Here is a 15,427-nt window from a genome sequence, read left to right on the forward strand (position 1 = left end):
CGAAGGATTCTCACCAGTAGAGCGACAGCGCCAGGGCGCCGAACAGGCAGACGAACAGGCTCAGGCGCAGCAGCGCCGGGTGCCAGAAGAAGCGGTAGCCATCAACGCTGGCAATGAACCGGTCAAGCCCCCAGGCCAGGCCTAGCGCAAACAGGAACATCACGGTCAGGGTGGGCATGTACACGCCGTGGAAGGCGATTTCACGAGGCATGGGGCAAGCCTTTGGGTGGCGCAAGCGGTGAGTGGGGGTCGAGCAGGGATGAGCGGATAAAGTGCAGGTAGCTCTGGACACGGCGTAACACCGACGTGTCGAAGTGCCGCGCAAACGGCTCGTCGGTGGCCTGCACCCGGGAAATGGCATGGTCCACCGCCACAAGGGCACGCTCATGATTCCCGGCGCTGGGCTGCAAGAACAACCGCGCCAGGGCGCGGCCCATGACCCGGATAGCCTGGCGCCACGGCTGGGACTCGGCATAGGCCGGGTGCACGGGTGCCCGTGCCTGCTCCTTGCGCAGCTCGATGACCGCATGGCCGATTTCAAGCACGCTGAACATCCAGCCCATCAACTGGCTTTGCACCTGCGGCTTGCCGGCCGCCAGGCCATAGGCCTGGTGCAGCAAGTCGCGCGTGCGGCTTTCGAAGGCCGTGCCGATGCCGCGCAGACGCCCGCTGATAGCAAACAGCACTTGTTCACGCAGGGCCTGCTCCAGCCGGCTCCACAACCAGCGGCTATTGGGCGGCAGGATGATCGCGCCGGCAGCCGCGCACACGAACATGCCAACGACCATGGCGATGTAGTCGTTGATGAAGCTGTACGGGTCATACACCGTCAGGTTGTTGGGCACCGAGCCGATGGCGAAGAACACCAGCAGGCCAATACCGTAGCCCGAGTAAGCCGGGCGCGACGAGAGAAACGCACCCAGCACGAACACCGGGGCCAGGACCATGCACAGCAAAGGGAAGCCGTCGATCCAGGGAAACACGAAGAAGGTTTCGAAAAACCCGATCACCGCGCCTATCGCCGTGCCGCACGCCATCTGGAACGACAGCCGCTTGGGGTTGGGCGAAGCCGCCGACAGCCCAGCGGTAACCGTGGCGATCAAGGTCATCATGGCGCCGCTTGGCCAGTCGCTGATCAGCCAGTAACTGCCCAGCAGCAACAGCACCGCTGCCGAGCGCAGCCCGGCTGCCAGGCATACCAGGGTGCTGGTCTGCGCCACGTAGGGTTCGTCCCACTGCTCTCGCGCGTGGTTGTGCACCGCCAGGGAGGCGTGGGTTTCGGCGTAGCTGTACATCTCGTCCACGAAGCGGTAGAGCAACTCGAACGCCGTGTGAAAATCCAGCAGGTCGGCTTCGCAGGGCGCGGTGGCCAGGTATTCGGCGCGCAAGCTGCGGACCTGGGCCTGCAACCCTTCGCGGTAGGCACCAAGCTCAAGGGTCAGGCGCAAGGCGTCGGCATCGGTCAACGCGCGTCCCACATAGGGTTCGAGCAGGTCGACGAGGGTGTGCAGGCCAGGCTCGATGGCGCTGACGATCTGCACGGGCCCACGTGCGCGAAGCCGCTCGATCAGGCGGTGCAGGGCGTTGAAGCGTGTGGTGATGGCCATGAATTCGCTGTTCATGCGTACCAACCGGCCACTGCGCCGCCGCATGTGCGGGTCCTCGAAGGCAGTGACGTTGCGCAGGCTTTCCAACCCCACCGCCTCGGCCACGAAGCGCACGTTGCTGCTTTCAAAACGCTCACGCTGGCTGTCGCCACGCAAGGCTTCGACCACCACGGCCGCGAACGCACCGAAACGCTGATACAGGGCGTTGCGCATGGCAGCACTGGCCGATTGCGGCAAGATGGCGGCGCTGACGAACGTGGACACCAGGATGCCCAAGGCAATCTCCAGCACTCGCCACACCGCTGCCATGAACGCCTGGTCCGGGTGCTGCAACACCGGCAGGCCGATCATCGCCGCCGTGTAGCCGGCAAGCACGAAGCCATACGCCTGAAAAGTGCGGTAGCGCATGGCGCCTGCCGAGCACAGGCCCACCCAGACGGCCAGGCTGGGCAGAAACAGTTCGGTGTTCTGCGGGAACACGGCCATCAATGCGACCATCATCACAGAACCCGCCAAGGTGCCCAGCACCCGGTAGAAGCTCTTGGCGAACACATGCCCGCTTTGCGGCTGCATGACGATGAACACGGTGATCATGGCGGTGCGCGGCTGCGGCAACTCCAGGCGCATGGCCAGCCACAAGGTGATGAAGGCTGCAGCCAGCACCTTGAAGATGTACACCCAGGTGACCCCATCGGTCCGCACCCAGGCCTGGAAACCGCGCCGCCATTGCAGGCTCTGCAACCAGCGCAGGGGTAAACCCCAGGTATTCATGGGCGCTCACTCGGCTTGGCGTTGAGTAGGGCGAGAGGTGCTGGCGTGGCTGGCGGCGCCTGGCGTTCTTCGTCCGGCACATCCGAGCCGGCTTGCAGACCGCCGCCCAGCGCAGTCACCAGCGCGGCGTGAGCGATCAGGCGCGCGGCCTGCACCTGCTGCTGAACCTGCTGCTGACGAAACAGCAGCGTCTGCGCGTTGAGCACGTTCAGGTAGTCAGTTAAGCCCCGCTGGTAGGCGACCATGGCGATGTCGTAGGTTTTCTGCGCCGCGGCGACCGACTCGGCCGCAAAGTGCGCCTGCGCCTGCATCGACTCACGACGCACCAGCTGATCGGAGATGTCCTTGAGCGCGCCGATCACCGTCTGGTTGTAGCGCGCCACGGCCACATCATAGTCGGCGGCGGCGGCCCCCAGTTGCGCGCGCAGACGCCCGCCATCGAAGATCGGCAGGGTGACGGCCGGGCCGACGGTGTAGTTGAACTTGCGCCCGGTGAGAAATGCCAGCGGGCCGCCGCCGGTGGCCACGAAACCCAGGCTGCCGACCAAGTCCACGTTGGGGAAGAAGCCGGCATGGGCCATGTCGATCCCCCGCGCTTGGGCCGCGACCTGCCAGCGGCTGGCGACCACATCGGGGCGCTGGCCGACCAGTTCGGCGGGTAGCCTGGAAGGCAGCGTCAAGGGTGCGGCAAGGGTCAGGCTGGGGCGCTGCAGCTGCGCGCCCTCCCCTGGCCCCTTACCCGCCAGGGCCGCCAGCTGATGAGTGGCCAGGGCGATATCCTCGTCCAAGCTGTCGAGCTGGCGATGGGTTTCCGGCAGCGGCGCCTGAGCCTGGCTGACCTCCAGATGGGTACCGATGCCCGCGTCCAGTCGACGCTGGGCCAGGTCCAGAATCTGCTCTTGCTGCGCCAGTTGAGCCTTGATGATGTCGCGCCGGGCGTAGTGCAGGCTCAGCTCGATGTACACGCTCACCACCGTGTGCTGCAACTCCAACTGGGCCTGCCTGGCCTCTGCGGCCTGTCGATGGGCCTGGTCCACGGCCTGCTCGCTGGCATTGCGCTCGCGCCCCCACAGATCAAGGGCGTAGCTCAGGCCAAGGCTTGCGTTGTTATCCCAGGTGGTGGCACCGGACAAATCACCCGGGCCATAGAAGGGATCGTCAGGCCAATTGTGCCGGTTGAGCGTCGCCCGACCGGTACCTTGCAGGTGTTCGGCCGACTCGGCAAGGCCAGCCAGGGCCCGCGCTTGACGCACCCGTGCTGCGGCGATGGCCAGGCTGGGGTTGGCGGCCAGCGCCAGTGCTATCCAGTGATCGAGTTGGGGGTCGCGGTAGGCGCGCCACCATTGCTGGTCGGGCCAGTGGGCATCGGCGGCGGCCTGCTCGATGGCTGCACTGGGGCTCAGGGTGTTGGCTTGCAGCGTTTGGGTCTGCGGGGCAATGCCCCAGGTTCCGATACAGCCGCTCAAGGTGAGGGCAAGGGCACAGGCACTGAACGCTTGGAGCGTTCCGATGATGCAACGCGGCACAGCTGCGATATCCCGAGGAAGAGGTGGAGGGGCTGGGCAATTCTAGGGGGCGGCCACACTGGCGATAAGCGCTGATTCCTGCGAATCTTTGTTACTGAAACGGCGATAATCAGCCTTTGGTCGAAGGCAACTTTTCATCCTGGTTGCGCGACTTCGTGACACAATTTTGTCCTCTAGATCGAGAGTGACCCATGGACACCCTGCAAAACATGCGTGCCTTCAGTTGCGTGGCCCAGCTCGGCAGCTTCACGGCCGCAGCGGGCCAGCTGGATACCACCACCGCCAACGTGTCGCGGGCCGTCTCCAACCTGGAAGCGCATCTGCAAACACGCCTGCTCAACCGCACCACCCGCCGCATCGCGCTGACCGAAGCCGGCAAGCGCTACCTGATGCGCTGCGAACAGATTCTGACCTACGTCGAAGAAGCCGAGGCCGAGGCCAGCGACGCCCATGCCCGCCCGGCCGGGCAGTTGAAGGTGCACTCGATGACCGGGGTGGGCCAGCATTTCGTGGTCGATGCGATCGCCCGCTACCGCGAATCGCACCCGGACGTGACCTTCGACCTGACCATGGCCAACCGCGTGCCCGACCTGCTCGACGAAGGTTACGACGTGTCCATCGTGCTGGCCACCGAGCTGCCGGACTCAGGCTTCGTGTCACAACGGCTGGGCATCACCTACAGCATCGTCTGCGCGTCGCCGGCCTACATTGCCCGTCATGGCGTGCCGCAGAAGCCGGCCGATCTGCTCAAGCATGCCTGCCTGCGCATGGTCAGCCCGGTGATACCGCTTGAAAAATGGCTGTTCGATGGTCCCGAAGGCCAGGAAATGGTCAACATCACCAGCTCACCCTTCATGGTCAACACGGCCGATGCGATGCGCACGGCCATTCGCAGTGGCATGGGGGTGGGGGTATTGCCGATCTATTCGGCCATCGAAGGCTTGCGCAACGGCACCCTGGTGCGAATCCTGCCGCAATACCGGCTGCAGGAACTCAACCTGTATGCCATTTACCCGTCGCGCCAGTACCTGGACGCCAAGATCAAGACCTGGGTGGAGTACCTGCGCAACTCGCTGCCGGAAATCCTCGCGGCCCATGAAGCCGACCTGAAAGCGCATTGAGCCACCACCGGCAAGGGTTGCAGCCTGCTGCGCACAACCTGTAGCTTCAGGGTTTTGCCTTCAGGTGAACGATGAAAAAGACCGTCCTTGCCTTCAGCCGGATCACCCCGGCCATGGCCGAGCGCTTGCAGCACGATTTCACCGTGATCATGCCCGATCCCAAACGCGGTGACGTCAACGCGCAGTTCAACGAAGCCCTGCCGCATGCCCACGGCCTGATTGGGGTGGGCCGCAAGCTGGGGCGTGCCCAGCTCGAAGGGGCTGGCAAGCTCGAAGTGGTGTCCAGCGTGTCAGTGGGCTACGACAACTACGACCTGGACTACTTCAACGAACGGGGCATCGCCCTCACCAATACACCGGACGTGCTCACTGAAAGTACGGCCGACCTGGGCTTTTCCTTGATCATGGGCTGCGCCAGGCGGACCGCAGAGCTCGACGCCTGGACCAAGGCCGGCCATTGGCAGGCCAGCGTAGGGCCTGCGCTGTTCGGCAGTGACGTACATGGCAAGACCCTGGGCATCGTCGGCATGGGCAACATCGGCGCCGCCATCGCGCGGCGGGGTCGTCTGGGCTTCAACATGTCGGTCATCTACAGCGGCAACAGCCGCAAGACGGCCCTGGAGCAGGAACTGGGTGCGCAGATGCGCAGCCTCGAGCAACTGCTGGGCGAAGCCGACTTCGTCTGCATCGTGGTGCCGCTGTCCGATGCCACGCGCCAGTTGATCGGCGCCCGCGAGCTGAAGCTGATGAAGCCCTCGGCGTTTCTGATCAACATCGCCCGCGGGCCAGTGGTGGACGAAGCGGCATTGATCCAGGCCCTGCAGGACGGCACGATCCGAGGTGCCGGCTTGGACGTGTATGAAAAGGAACCCCTGACCGACTCCCCGCTGTTCAGCCTGCCCAATGCCCTGACCCTGCCCCACATTGGTTCGGCGACCGCCGAGACGCGCGAGGCGATGGCCAACCGCGCCATCGACAACTTGCGCGCGGCGCTGCTGGGCGAGCGGCCGAGGGACCTGGTCAACCCTCAGGTGGGGAAAGGCTGAGCACGGGCGTTGCTGAGCGCACGGGCCGCCACCGGTGCGGCCCGGCTTCATGACCAGGCCTAGGCAGGCCGTGGCACCTCGGAACTACGCGCAGCCTTGGGTTTGCGAAACACCAGCACATTGCCCGCCATCACCGCCACCAGGCCAAGCAAGGCGGTGGGCGTCCATTGATAGCCTTCGACGGCCGCCGACACGTTCAGGGCCACCAGCGGGAAAAGCACCGTGCAGTAGGCCGCGCGTTCCGGCCCCATGCGACCGACCAAGGTCAGATACGCCGTGAACGCGATCACCGAGCCCGGCACCGCCAGGTAGAGCAGTGAGCCCACGTAGCGTGTGCTCCACTCCATCTCGAAGGGAATCCCACCCAACAGGCAGGCGATCGCCAGCATGCCTGCCCCATACGCCATGCCCCAGGCGTTGGTGGTCATGGGCTTGAGCCCGGCCGCCTGCTGCACGCTCGAGAGCATGTTGCCTGCCGAAAAACACAAGGTGCCGAGCAGTGCCAGGCCAAGGCCATAGAGGGTCTGGCGGCTGGCCGCATGGTGCGACAGCTCCGGCCAGAAGAGCAGGCCCAGGCCCAGCAAACCCAGGGCCCCACCGCCAAGTACATGCGGGGCTACCTGCCGGCCAAAAAACAGCCGGGCATTGATCGCGTTCCACAAGGTGGCGGTGGAGAACACCACGGCAATGAGGCCGCTGGCGATCCATTGGCTGGCGCTGAGAAAGCAGATGAAGTTGATGCAGAACAGGCACAACCCCTGGGCCAGGCAAATCTGGTGGCCGCGCCGCCCCATGGGCTGCAGGCGCCGGGTGAGCAACAGCACGGCAAACAGGATCAGCGCTGCCAAGGCAAAGCGATAGACGATGGATACCGGGATGGCGACCCCACCCAGCTGGAATTTCAGGGCAATCCAGGTCGTACCCCAGATAAGCACGGTGAGCAGGTAGAGCGACAGGTTCATGGTGTGTTTCCTTTGGGCCGTCCACGGGTGTCCCGGCCAAGGCAGGCATGCCTGGGTACCGGGCATCGCCAGTATTTCGCTCGGTGTCCCTGCCCTGCTTGCATAAACTTGCGCTTTTGCGCATCAGGGCGCTGTCACCAGTCCTTGGCCGCAGTAGCATGTGCAGCAGAGGTAGGCCCCGATGACGCCATTCACCCAGCTGCAAGTGTTCAATGTCATGCATGCATCACCCAACGCCCGGCTGGAGCTCAGCGCGCACCTGGGCGATGGGCTGGCGGCTGCGCTGTGGCGCAACCGCGACGATGCCCGCGACTACCAGGCACCCAGCCACCACACCCTGTCCTGCTACCTGGCCGACGGTACCGGCACCTTTCGACGCCAACGCCCGGCCGACAAAGGTGCTCCGGACAAGCTGTGCGTATTGCCGGCCGAGCACGAGTCGAACTGGGTGATCAACGGGGCCATCCGCATGGCCCACTTGTATGTGAGCCCAGCGCAGTTTGCGCTGGGGTGCGTACGCCTGCTCGACCGGGAACCGCGGGCGCTGCAACTGCAGGAGGCGACCTTCCTGGACGACCCCGGGCAGGCCCTGCGCTTTCGCCAGTTGTCAGGCCTTGACTGGAACGAGCCGGCCGAGCGTTTGCTGGCCAGCAGCCTGGCGCACGAGATCGTCGACCATGCCGTGCTCAGCCAGGTGGGCCTGCGCCAAGGTCTGCGCCTGAAGGGCGGGCTGGCGCCCAGCCAGCGCCGCCAGTTGATCGACTACATCGAGGCACACCTGGAGCATGCCCTTACCCTTGGCGAGCTGGCCGTGCGGTGCAACCTGTCCGAGTACCATTTCGCACGCATGTTTCGCGTGAGCTTCGGCTTGCCACCCCATCAATACCTGCTGGCCCGGCGCCTGCACCGGGCGTGCCTGCTGCTGCGGCTGGGCCATGCGCCCTTGGGCGAGGTGGCCCTGGCCTGCGGGTTCGCCAGTGCCAGCCATTTCAGCAATCGCTTCCGCCAGGTGCTGGCGGCCACGCCTGGGGAGTATCGCCAAGCCCTGGGCCGAAGGGCCGGTCGCTAGAATTCGAAGGTGCCCGATACGCTCACCTGCCGCGCATCGCCCACCGCCACGAAGTACTGGTTCACCGACGAGCTGTAGTACACCTTGTCGAACAGGTTCTTGACGTTCAGTTGCAGGCGAACGGTGTGCTCGTCCAGCTGGGTCTCGTAGCTGGCGAAGGCGTCGGCCACTGTGTAGGACGGCAGGTCGAAGGTGTTGGTCGCATTGCCGGTACGCTCGCCCACATAACGAGCCCCGGCACCGGCGCGCAGGCTGTCGCCACCGAACAGGCTGCCGAAATCGTAGACGGCGGACAACGAAGCGCCGTGCCGCGCCACGTTCTGCAGGCGGTTGCCCTTGAGGGCCGGGTCCTGGGTGACCTTGGCATCGGTGAAGGCGTAGCTGCCGATCAGGCTCCAGCGCTCGCTCAACTGGCCGGTCAGGTCCAGCTCGACGCCCCGGGAGTTCACTTCACCGGCATTGCTGTAAACCGTCTCGCGGGTACTCGAATCGAAGTTGGACACCAGAACGTTGCGCTTGGTGATGTCGAACAAGGCCAGGGTACCCGTGATACGCCCCGGCACGTCGAGCTTGGCCCCAAGCTCCCACGACTTACCCTCTTCCGGGGCGATGGCGCCGTCGAGCACCACGTTGCCGGCCAGTGGCGCGATGGTCGAGTTGGGCTTGAACGACTCGCTGTAGCTGCCGTAGAACGAGAGTTGCTCATCGACCTTGTACACCACCCCCGCATGGGGAACCCAGGTTTGCCCACTGATGTCGGTGTTGGCATTGAACGGGCGCCCGCGACCGGCGTACTGGTCATATTGCTGGAAGCGCCCACCGGCCACCAGGATCCAGTGATCGTCCAGGTGCAGCGCATCCTGCATGAACAGGGCGTCGGTGCGCAGCTTGTCGGTCTGGTCACTGTCGGAGGCGCGTAGCGTGGTGCCTTCCACTTCACGCCCATACACAGGGTTCAGGTAGTTGAAGGAGGTGCGCGGCGTCTGGCGGATCAAGTCGGCGCGGTACACCTTGCGGTCTTCATGGTCCAGGCCCACCAGCAGGTCATGCTGCAGGCCTGCCAACTGGACCGTGCCAGCCAGGCTCGCCGTGACGAACTGGTCCCGGCTCATGGCACCGCGCGTGCCATCGATGCTGCGCGACAGTGTGCCGGTGCGCGGGTTGACCCCGGTCACGCGTACCTGGCTGGCGTCATAGGTTTCCCGGTTGAAGCTGTAGCCCAGGTGCAGTTTCCAGTCGTCGGCAAGCTGATGGTCCAGTTGCAGGCTGTAGAGGTCGGAGCGGCCCTGCATATCGTTGAACGGCTCATCCAGGCGCCGAGTGGCTGGGATGTCAAGCGGATGACCGTCGTTACCGAAGGCCGTGCCGCGGTCGAACGGGTAGAGAAACTCACGGTGCTCGTAGGCCACCACCACTTGGGTATCCTCGCCCAGCCAGGCCAGCGAGGGGGCCAGCAGCGTCTCGCGGCGCACGCCATAGTTGCGCCAGTAGTCTTCGTCCGTATGGTCGGCAATCAGGCGGTAGGCCATGTTGCTGTCCCCCAGCGCGCCGGTGCTATCGAACCCGCCACCGCTGCCGTTCTTGCCATCGCCATAGGTCGAGCCGCGTGCAGTCAGGGCGTTGTAGGCCTGCAACTGCGGCCGCTTGCTGACCACGTTGATCACGCCGCCTGGATCCTGGATGCCGTACAGCAGCGAAGCCGGCCCCTTGAGCACCTCGACCCGCTCAGTGCTGGCACTGAGGCTGCGGCCCTGCACCAACGGCATGCCATCGCGCATGATCGAGCCGTCGCGGTTGTCGCCAAAGCCGCGCTTCATGACGGTGTCGGAGGTACCGCCGAAATTGTTGCCTTGGGTAATGCCGCTGACATTGGCCAGGGCATCGTCAAGGTTGCGCGGCGCCTGGTCGCGCAGCACTTGGGCAGGCACCACGTTGATCGCCTGGGGGATGTCCTGAGTGGGGCCCTGGCCACGCATGATCGAGGTGGTGTCCGGCGGCTGATAGCTTGAGCTGTCGAGCTGCGAAGTCACGGTGGTGGCCTGCAGGTTCAAGGCACCTGCGGTGTCCAGCGCCTCCAGGGTGAAGGTATGGGCATCGACCCGTCGCCAGATCAGCCCGGCATTACCCAACAAGCGTTGCAACGCTTGCTCGGCGCTCAAGGCCCCGCGCAGCGCAGGCGCCTGCACGGCAGGCAGCGTCAGGGTATGGACCACGCTCTGCCCGGTGACGCGGCTGAAGGCGTCCAGGGCCTGGAGCAGTGGCTGGGCGGGTTGGTCGAAGGTGTAAGCTTGCGCGCGTTGCGCCGCACTCACCGCTGGGGTGTAGACGAACGGCGGGAGTACTGCAAGACCGAGCCAGAGGGGAACGCAACGCAAGGTAGACTTCATGGACGCTGACCTGAGAGAGGGTGTTGAGTGCGAATGAATCGCACTTCCACGCACTACACGGTTGAGGGGTGCTGATACCTCACCTGCGGGATGAAGTTTTTTTGAGAGCATGGCATCAGGTGCATAACGACCAGCATTCAACGGATAACCGTGAACCGCCCAAGCACCGTCTGACGCGAAAAGCCCAACACTGCACCCAGTGAGTCCAGCGCCTGCAGCGGTTCGGCAATGGGGAAACTGCCACTGACTTCACGGTGCCCCAATGCTTCGTTGAGCAGCACGATGTGACCGGGGTAATAGCGACCCAGCTCCTCGACCACTTGCGCCAGCGGCGCCTGGGAGTAGGTCAACCAACCCTCGCGCCATGCCAGACGCTGCTCGCTGTCGACCGACAACGTGTGGCTGACCTGCCCCGCGCTGTAGCTCACCTGCTGGTTGGCAATCAGCTCACGGGCCACGGCTCCCTTGGATGGGCGGACCGCTACGCGACCGGCGCGTACGGTGACCTGGGTGGCGGCGCCCTGCTCGCGTACTTCGAACTCGGTGCCCAGCACTCGCACCTGCCCATCCGCGGCCTGCACCACAAAGGGCTCGCCAGTGTGGGTGACCTTGAAGAACGCGGCGCCGTGCAGCAACCGCACGCGTCGCTGGCCTTTGTCGAAATGCACGGCAATTGCACTGTGGGCGTCCAGCGTGACCGCCGAGTGGTCCGGCAAGGTCACTTCGCGCCGTTCGGCCGACGTACTGTAGTCGGCGCGCAGATCCAGCAGCCAGTGCCCGGGCTGCCACCCAAGGAGCATGCCAATGGCCATGATCAGGCAAGCGGACATGGCCAGCGCCCCTGCACGCCAACGCCTGGGGCGCCTCGTAGCAGGCGGCGTCATCCGGTCGAGGTAGTGTTGCAGGGCCAGCCGGTCTTCATCGGCCAGGGTCGCGGCAGCGGGAGCACTGTGGTTCCACAGCGCCTGCGCCTGCTCGTACGCAACCGGGTGCCGGGGATCGGCCAGCAGCCAACGCCTGAACGCCGCGCAGCGGGCCTGCTCGGGCTGCCCGTTGATGCGTACAAGCCACTGCAGGGCGGCATCGGATTGTGCCTGGGTGACAGCAGCTAACGTGGTCGTCACGGCGTGCCCCGTGGTCGTCGTGGAATCGGCGCGGCCAGGGCGACACTGGTCTTGCAGGCTTGCAGGGCACGCATCATATGTTTTTCCACGGCGCTTTGGGACAGTTGCATGGCGAGTGCTATTTCGCTGTACGTGCAACCGTGGACACGGTTGAGCAGAAAGATCTGCCGGGTACGCTCGGGTAACGCACGCAAGGCGTTTTCGATACGTTGCAGATCGTCATCCACCTCCAGGGTCTGCTCCAGCGTCTGGCTCACAAGGTGCGCGCTGTCCTGTGAAGCATCAGCGACAGCACGCTGTCGGCTGCTCTCGCTGCGCAAGTGATCGATGGCCAGGTTGCCGGCGCAGCGCATCAAGTAGGTGTCCAGGGCTTCGACCTTGACCTGCGCACGCCCCCAGAAGCGCAAGAACAGTTCCTGGACCAGGTCGGACGCGGTGGCCCGGCAGCCTACCCGGCGACTGACCAGCGCCTCCATGCGCGCGCGCTGGGCCATGAAGACCTGGATAAAGCGGGCACGAGCGATCGATTCACCGTCCGAGCCATCGTTCTGCGTCGTGGGGCTCACGGCATCACCCGGCTGACAGGACCAGCAACGGCCCCAGCAATGCGCTGACGGCGGCCATGCCGACCAGCAAGCGCGGCAGATACGGCAACGCGAACACCCACAAGGTCACACCTGCCATCACCACGGCCGTCCACTCCACCAAGCCGTGAGCCCAGCCCCGCGACTGCACAGCAAGGGCCAACGAGACCAGCAGCATGAGCCAGCCGGTCACGCGTAATAGCTGCGGTTGTCCTGGACCAGGCGTGCGCCCCAACAGCGTTTCGAAGTGCTTGGGCATGGCCAGGCACAAGGCGGCGAAACCCGCAAAGGCGATCAAGGCGATACCGAACATCATCGGGCCTGCGCCGTTTCATGGCCAACCTGGCTGGCGCGTGAACGGGAAAGCTTGGCCGAGGCCACCGCAGGGCGCAGCTTCTTGCTTGCCAGCCAGGCCAGGAATACGCCGCAGCCCAGTGCGGTGAGGTCGAACCCCGCCATACTCCAGTCGCCATCGATGATGGCGTGGTCGAGCCCGTGCGCCGTGGTCAGCGCGTTGAGCAGGGGCAACAGCATGAAGGCCAGCGCCCCGAGTGCCAATTGCTCACCCCAGGCCCGGCGACCGCTACGCGCAATGGCATGCGCCAGCGCCAGGCCCCACGTGATGAAAAACGCGTTGACCTCCCAGTCGGCACGGGCTTCAAGCGCCACCGGCAGCAGCCGGTTAGCCCAGAAAAAGCTGGCCACTGCCAACAGCAGCCCACTCATGCTGACGATATTGAGCACTTCCACCAGACGCAGCTCACGTGGAACGCGTGGGGCTTTGGCATGCTTGAGCTGGCGCTTGTCCAACCACATCACCAGGCCGGTCCCGATTACAGCGGTGCCCGCCAGCCCGAAGCAGAAATACAGCCATCGCAGCCAAGGGCCAGCAAAATTGCCCATGTGCAACCCGGCGAAACTGAATGCCGTCAGCATGGCGCCACTTTCGGGCTTGCCTTGTTCGAGCAGCGCGCCTGTGGCGCCGTCGAAGGTCCAGTTGGCACTGCGACGATAGGCAACGTGGTCGGCGGCAGATTGGGTGAAGGTGACCCGGGCGTTGCTGTCGCCCGGGTTCTCGACCCGAATGTTGCCCACCCGCGCCCCTGGTTGCAGCGCCTGGACCTGGGCATACAGACCCGGCAGTGGTGCAAGCGGCGCGGCGACCTGGGCTGCCTTGGGTGCCTCCCCTCCCCCAAACAGATCATTGAAATACTTCGAGGTGTCATCGCCGTAATGCGCCATCAGCCCTGCGGGCATGACCAGGTACATGAACAGCACCAGGCTGCTGTAGCTGATCATCAGGTGAAACGGCAGCACCAGCACGCCAATGGCGTTGTGACCGTCCAGCCAGGAACGCTGGCCTTTGCCAGGACGAAAGGTGAAGAATTCCTTGAAGAGCTTCTTGTGGGTGATGATGCCGGTGACCAGCCCCAGCAGCATGATCAGGGCGCAGAATGTCGACAGCCAGCGGCCATACGGATAAGGCATCTGCAGCTGGAAGTGGAACCGGTAGAAGAACTCACCGCCACGACTGTCGCGCGCCGTGACGGGCTCGCCGGTCTTGGCATCGAGGGTCTGGGTGACGAAACCGCGCGGCCCGCCGTTCGCATCCCGATACCCGACCTTCACACCTGCTTCGCGCTCATTGGGCAAACGAATGAACCAGCTTTGCGAAGCGGGCGCCTGACGTTGCAGGTAGCGCTGCGCCGCCTCCAGTGCGGCCTGCGGGCTGGCGGCGTGATGGCTTATCTCAGGCTGCATCCAGTGGGTGATTTCTTCCTTGAAGTACGACAGGGTGCCGGTGAGGAAGATGGCAAAGAGCAGCCAGCCGAACAGCAGGCCCGTCCAGGTATGCAGCCAGGCCATCGCCTGGCGGAAGCCTTCTTTCATGGCAATTTCATCCAATGGACCAGTGCGCCAAGCAGCCCGAGCACCAGGCTCGGTATCAACACGCCCAGCCACGCTCGCCAGGCATCACGGCAGGCAAAGCAACCGATGAATGCCAGCACGTAGAACACGAACGACAGCATCAGGCCGATCAGCGTGGCGTCAACCGGCGCCACGGGCAGCGACACTGCCACGCAGAAACTGGCCGTAGACGCCAACAGGTAACCGCCGAGCAACGCCGCCAGGCTGCGTGAAGCCACGGCCAGGCGATAGCTGGGCGTGAGGCTGGCGGGTTTACGGGTCATGACGAAGTCCGGAAAGGGTCAGGCCAGCAATAATAATGATATGGATTCTCATATGCAAAGCCTGGCCGACAGCATGCCGGGCAAAAGTGAGCAATCGGCTTTGCTACAAGACATTTATTTTTTCGCGGGGGTTGAATTCGCTGTTCGCTTGCCTGACCTTAGAGTCAAGAGGCGCAGAAATTCCAAGGGTCTCAAGGGCCTGGCGTCTCCACGCGAGCAAGCTGAATAAGGATTGAATCATGCAAATCCAGGTCAACAGCAGCAACCACATCGATGGCAATGCCCGGCTCGACGAGTGGGTCCGCAACACGGTGCAAGACACGCTGGAGCGCTACGAGGAAGACCTCACCCGTATCGAGGTACACCTGCGCGATGAAAACGGCGGCAAACCCGGACCACAGGACAAGCGCTGCCAGATGGAGGCTCGCCCCAAAGGCCATCAGCCGATCTCGGTGACCCATACGGCCAATTCGCTTGACCAGGCGGTGGAAGGCGCGGCTATTAAGCTGACCCACGCGCTGGAGCATCTGTACGGCAAGTTGCGCAGCAAGCGTGGCGTGCTGGAGCTGAGTGATCCGGAGGCTTGATCACCTGACCAGAATAGGGCCGCGCAGCGGCCCTTGCCTTATCCAGCCGCAGGGGCTCAGCCTTGCACTACTGCGCCTGTCACGACCGATAAACGGTTGGAACCTGCTCCCGCCCCCGCCAGTCAATTTCTGCATCATCACGTTGCAGAAGCGCCATCATGACCAACCCATTCGATCAGATCAGTGCAGCGTTCAGCCCCCAGTACCGGGTCAACCTGAGCATCGAGGCGCTAGACGGGAGCATCATGCTCACCTTGTCTGACGAGGCGGGCATTGCCGCCAAACGCTTGATCAGCCAGGCGCAACGCAACGACCCTGCTCGTTTGCAACGGGTCATCGACAGCATCCGCCTGGGTCTGGCGATAGACCGCAGCCAGAACCCCATGCAAGTGCTCGCCGCCCTCACGCGCCCCGGTGGCGGCCAAGCACGCAACGTCGTGGCCAACTGAGG

The 15,427-nt window shown here is 64.3% G+C and carries 15 protein-coding genes; 5 read left to right on the forward strand and 10 right to left on the reverse strand.

Annotated features, from left to right (window positions below):
- Window positions 1–10 precede the first annotated feature (10 nt).
- The 3 genes from CRP40_RS11630 to CRP40_RS11640 are packed head-to-tail and all read right to left on the reverse strand — an operon-like array spanning window position 11 to window position 3,904.
- Window positions 11–211, reverse strand: a complete 201-nt coding sequence (locus CRP40_RS11630) for a DUF1656 domain-containing protein (protein WP_027914430.1) — start codon at window positions 209–211, stop codon at window positions 11–13.
- Complete coding sequence (locus CRP40_RS11635; protein ID WP_027914429.1) at window positions 201–2,378, reverse strand: FUSC family protein; 2,178 nt, start codon at window positions 2,376–2,378, stop codon at window positions 201–203. Before CRP40_RS11635 ends, CRP40_RS11630 begins: the two co-directional genes overlap by 11 nt.
- Entirely contained in the window at window positions 2,375–3,904 is a 1,530-nt protein-coding gene (locus CRP40_RS11640) for an efflux transporter outer membrane subunit (protein WP_027914428.1), read from the reverse strand. The genes CRP40_RS11635 and CRP40_RS11640 overlap by 4 nt, the downstream gene beginning before the upstream one ends.
- Window positions 3,905–4,095: 191 nt before the next feature.
- Between CRP40_RS11640 and CRP40_RS11645 the strand changes: the two genes are divergently transcribed.
- Both CRP40_RS11645 and CRP40_RS11650 read left to right on the forward strand, forming a co-directional pair.
- A complete protein-coding gene (locus tag CRP40_RS11645) occupies window positions 4,096–5,025 on the forward strand; it encodes a LysR family transcriptional regulator (protein ID WP_027914427.1) in 930 nt (309 codons plus the stop codon).
- Window positions 5,026–5,096: 71 nt separating this feature from the next.
- Entirely contained in the window at window positions 5,097–6,071 is a 975-nt protein-coding gene (locus CRP40_RS11650; RefSeq protein WP_027914426.1) for a D-glycerate dehydrogenase, read from the forward strand.
- 59 nt (window positions 6,072–6,130) lie between these two features.
- Here the strand turns inward: CRP40_RS11650 and CRP40_RS11655 are convergent, their stop codons facing one another.
- Window positions 6,131–7,033 carry a DMT family transporter gene (locus CRP40_RS11655; protein WP_027914425.1) on the reverse strand — a complete coding sequence of 301 codons (903 nt, stop codon included), beginning with the start codon at window positions 7,031–7,033 and terminating at the stop codon, window positions 6,131–6,133.
- A 181-nt stretch (window positions 7,034–7,214) separates the two neighbouring features.
- Here CRP40_RS11655 and CRP40_RS11660 point away from each other — a divergent pair, with 181 nt between their 5' ends.
- On the forward strand, window positions 7,215–8,102 hold the full coding sequence (locus tag CRP40_RS11660) for an AraC family transcriptional regulator (RefSeq protein ID WP_027914424.1): 888 nt from the start codon (window positions 7,215–7,217) through the stop codon (window positions 8,100–8,102).
- Here CRP40_RS11660 and CRP40_RS11665 read toward each other — a convergent pair.
- From CRP40_RS11665 to CRP40_RS11690, 6 genes are all read right to left on the reverse strand, one after another.
- Complete coding sequence (locus CRP40_RS11665; RefSeq protein WP_027914423.1) at window positions 8,099–10,489, reverse strand: TonB-dependent receptor; 2,391 nt, start codon at window positions 10,487–10,489, stop codon at window positions 8,099–8,101. The genes CRP40_RS11660 and CRP40_RS11665 overlap by 4 nt on opposite strands.
- A gap of 137 nt (window positions 10,490–10,626) precedes the next feature.
- Window positions 10,627–11,613 (reverse strand): FecR family protein, encoded by a 987-nt coding sequence (locus CRP40_RS11670; protein WP_027914422.1) that lies wholly within the window; start codon window positions 11,611–11,613, stop codon window positions 10,627–10,629.
- Window positions 11,610–12,179 (reverse strand): RNA polymerase sigma factor, encoded by a 570-nt coding sequence (locus tag CRP40_RS11675; protein WP_027914421.1) that lies wholly within the window; start codon window positions 12,177–12,179, stop codon window positions 11,610–11,612. Before CRP40_RS11675 ends, CRP40_RS11670 begins: the two co-directional genes overlap by 4 nt.
- Before the next feature lie 4 nt (window positions 12,180–12,183).
- Window positions 12,184–12,510, reverse strand: coding sequence for a DUF3325 domain-containing protein (locus CRP40_RS11680; RefSeq protein WP_027914420.1), 327 nt, complete (start codon window positions 12,508–12,510; stop codon window positions 12,184–12,186).
- Entirely contained in the window at window positions 12,510–14,087 is a 1,578-nt protein-coding gene (locus CRP40_RS11685) for a PepSY-associated TM helix domain-containing protein (RefSeq protein ID WP_027914419.1), read from the reverse strand. Before CRP40_RS11685 ends, CRP40_RS11680 begins: the two co-directional genes overlap by 1 nt.
- The gene (locus tag CRP40_RS11690) at window positions 14,084–14,389 is read right to left on the reverse strand and encodes a DUF3649 domain-containing protein (RefSeq protein ID WP_027914418.1); all 306 of its coding nucleotides are present in this window, start codon (window positions 14,387–14,389) and stop codon (window positions 14,084–14,086) included. The genes CRP40_RS11685 and CRP40_RS11690 overlap by 4 nt, the downstream gene beginning before the upstream one ends.
- Before the next feature lie 239 nt (window positions 14,390–14,628).
- Between CRP40_RS11690 and CRP40_RS11695 the strand changes: the two genes are divergently transcribed.
- Together CRP40_RS11695 and CRP40_RS11700 are read left to right on the forward strand one after the other, a co-directional pair.
- Complete coding sequence (locus tag CRP40_RS11695; RefSeq protein ID WP_027914417.1) at window positions 14,629–14,976, forward strand: HPF/RaiA family ribosome-associated protein; 348 nt, start codon at window positions 14,629–14,631, stop codon at window positions 14,974–14,976.
- A gap of 158 nt (window positions 14,977–15,134) precedes the next feature.
- Window positions 15,135–15,425, forward strand: coding sequence for a DUF3509 domain-containing protein (locus tag CRP40_RS11700; RefSeq protein WP_027914416.1), 291 nt, complete (start codon window positions 15,135–15,137; stop codon window positions 15,423–15,425).
- The last annotated feature ends 2 nt before the right edge of the window (window positions 15,426–15,427 follow it).

This window comes from Pseudomonas sp. URMO17WK12:I9, assembly GCF_900230165.1.
Classification (GTDB): Bacteria; Pseudomonadota; Gammaproteobacteria; order Pseudomonadales; family Pseudomonadaceae; genus Aquipseudomonas; species Aquipseudomonas fulva.

Bases quoted from the DNA above. Each gene is read 5' to 3' on its own strand.
- CRP40_RS11630 (WP_027914430.1), bottom strand. From the start codon at position 211: ATGCCTCGTGAAATCGCCTTCCACGGCGTGTACATGCCCACCCTGACC.
- CRP40_RS11635 (WP_027914429.1), bottom strand. From the start codon at position 2,378: ATGAATACCTGGGGTTTACCCCTGCGCTGGTTGCAGAGCCTGCAATGG.
- CRP40_RS11645 (WP_027914427.1), top strand. From the start codon at position 4,096: ATGGACACCCTGCAAAACATGCGTGCCTTCAGTTGCGTGGCCCAGCTC.
- CRP40_RS11650 (WP_027914426.1), top strand. From the start codon at position 5,097: ATGAAAAAGACCGTCCTTGCCTTCAGCCGGATCACCCCGGCCATGGCC.
- CRP40_RS11655 (WP_027914425.1), bottom strand. From the start codon at position 7,033: ATGAACCTGTCGCTCTACCTGCTCACCGTGCTTATCTGGGGTACGACC.
- CRP40_RS11660 (WP_027914424.1), top strand. From the start codon at position 7,215: ATGACGCCATTCACCCAGCTGCAAGTGTTCAATGTCATGCATGCATCA.
- CRP40_RS11665 (WP_027914423.1), bottom strand. From the start codon at position 10,489: ATGAAGTCTACCTTGCGTTGCGTTCCCCTCTGGCTCGGTCTTGCAGTA.
- CRP40_RS11680 (WP_027914420.1), bottom strand. From the start codon at position 12,510: ATGTTCGGTATCGCCTTGATCGCCTTTGCGGGTTTCGCCGCCTTGTGC.
- CRP40_RS11685 (WP_027914419.1), bottom strand. From the start codon at position 14,087: ATGAAAGAAGGCTTCCGCCAGGCGATGGCCTGGCTGCATACCTGGACG.
- CRP40_RS11690 (WP_027914418.1), bottom strand. From the start codon at position 14,389: ATGACCCGTAAACCCGCCAGCCTCACGCCCAGCTATCGCCTGGCCGTG.
- CRP40_RS11695 (WP_027914417.1), top strand. From the start codon at position 14,629: ATGCAAATCCAGGTCAACAGCAGCAACCACATCGATGGCAATGCCCGG.
- CRP40_RS11700 (WP_027914416.1), top strand. From the start codon at position 15,135: ATGACCAACCCATTCGATCAGATCAGTGCAGCGTTCAGCCCCCAGTAC.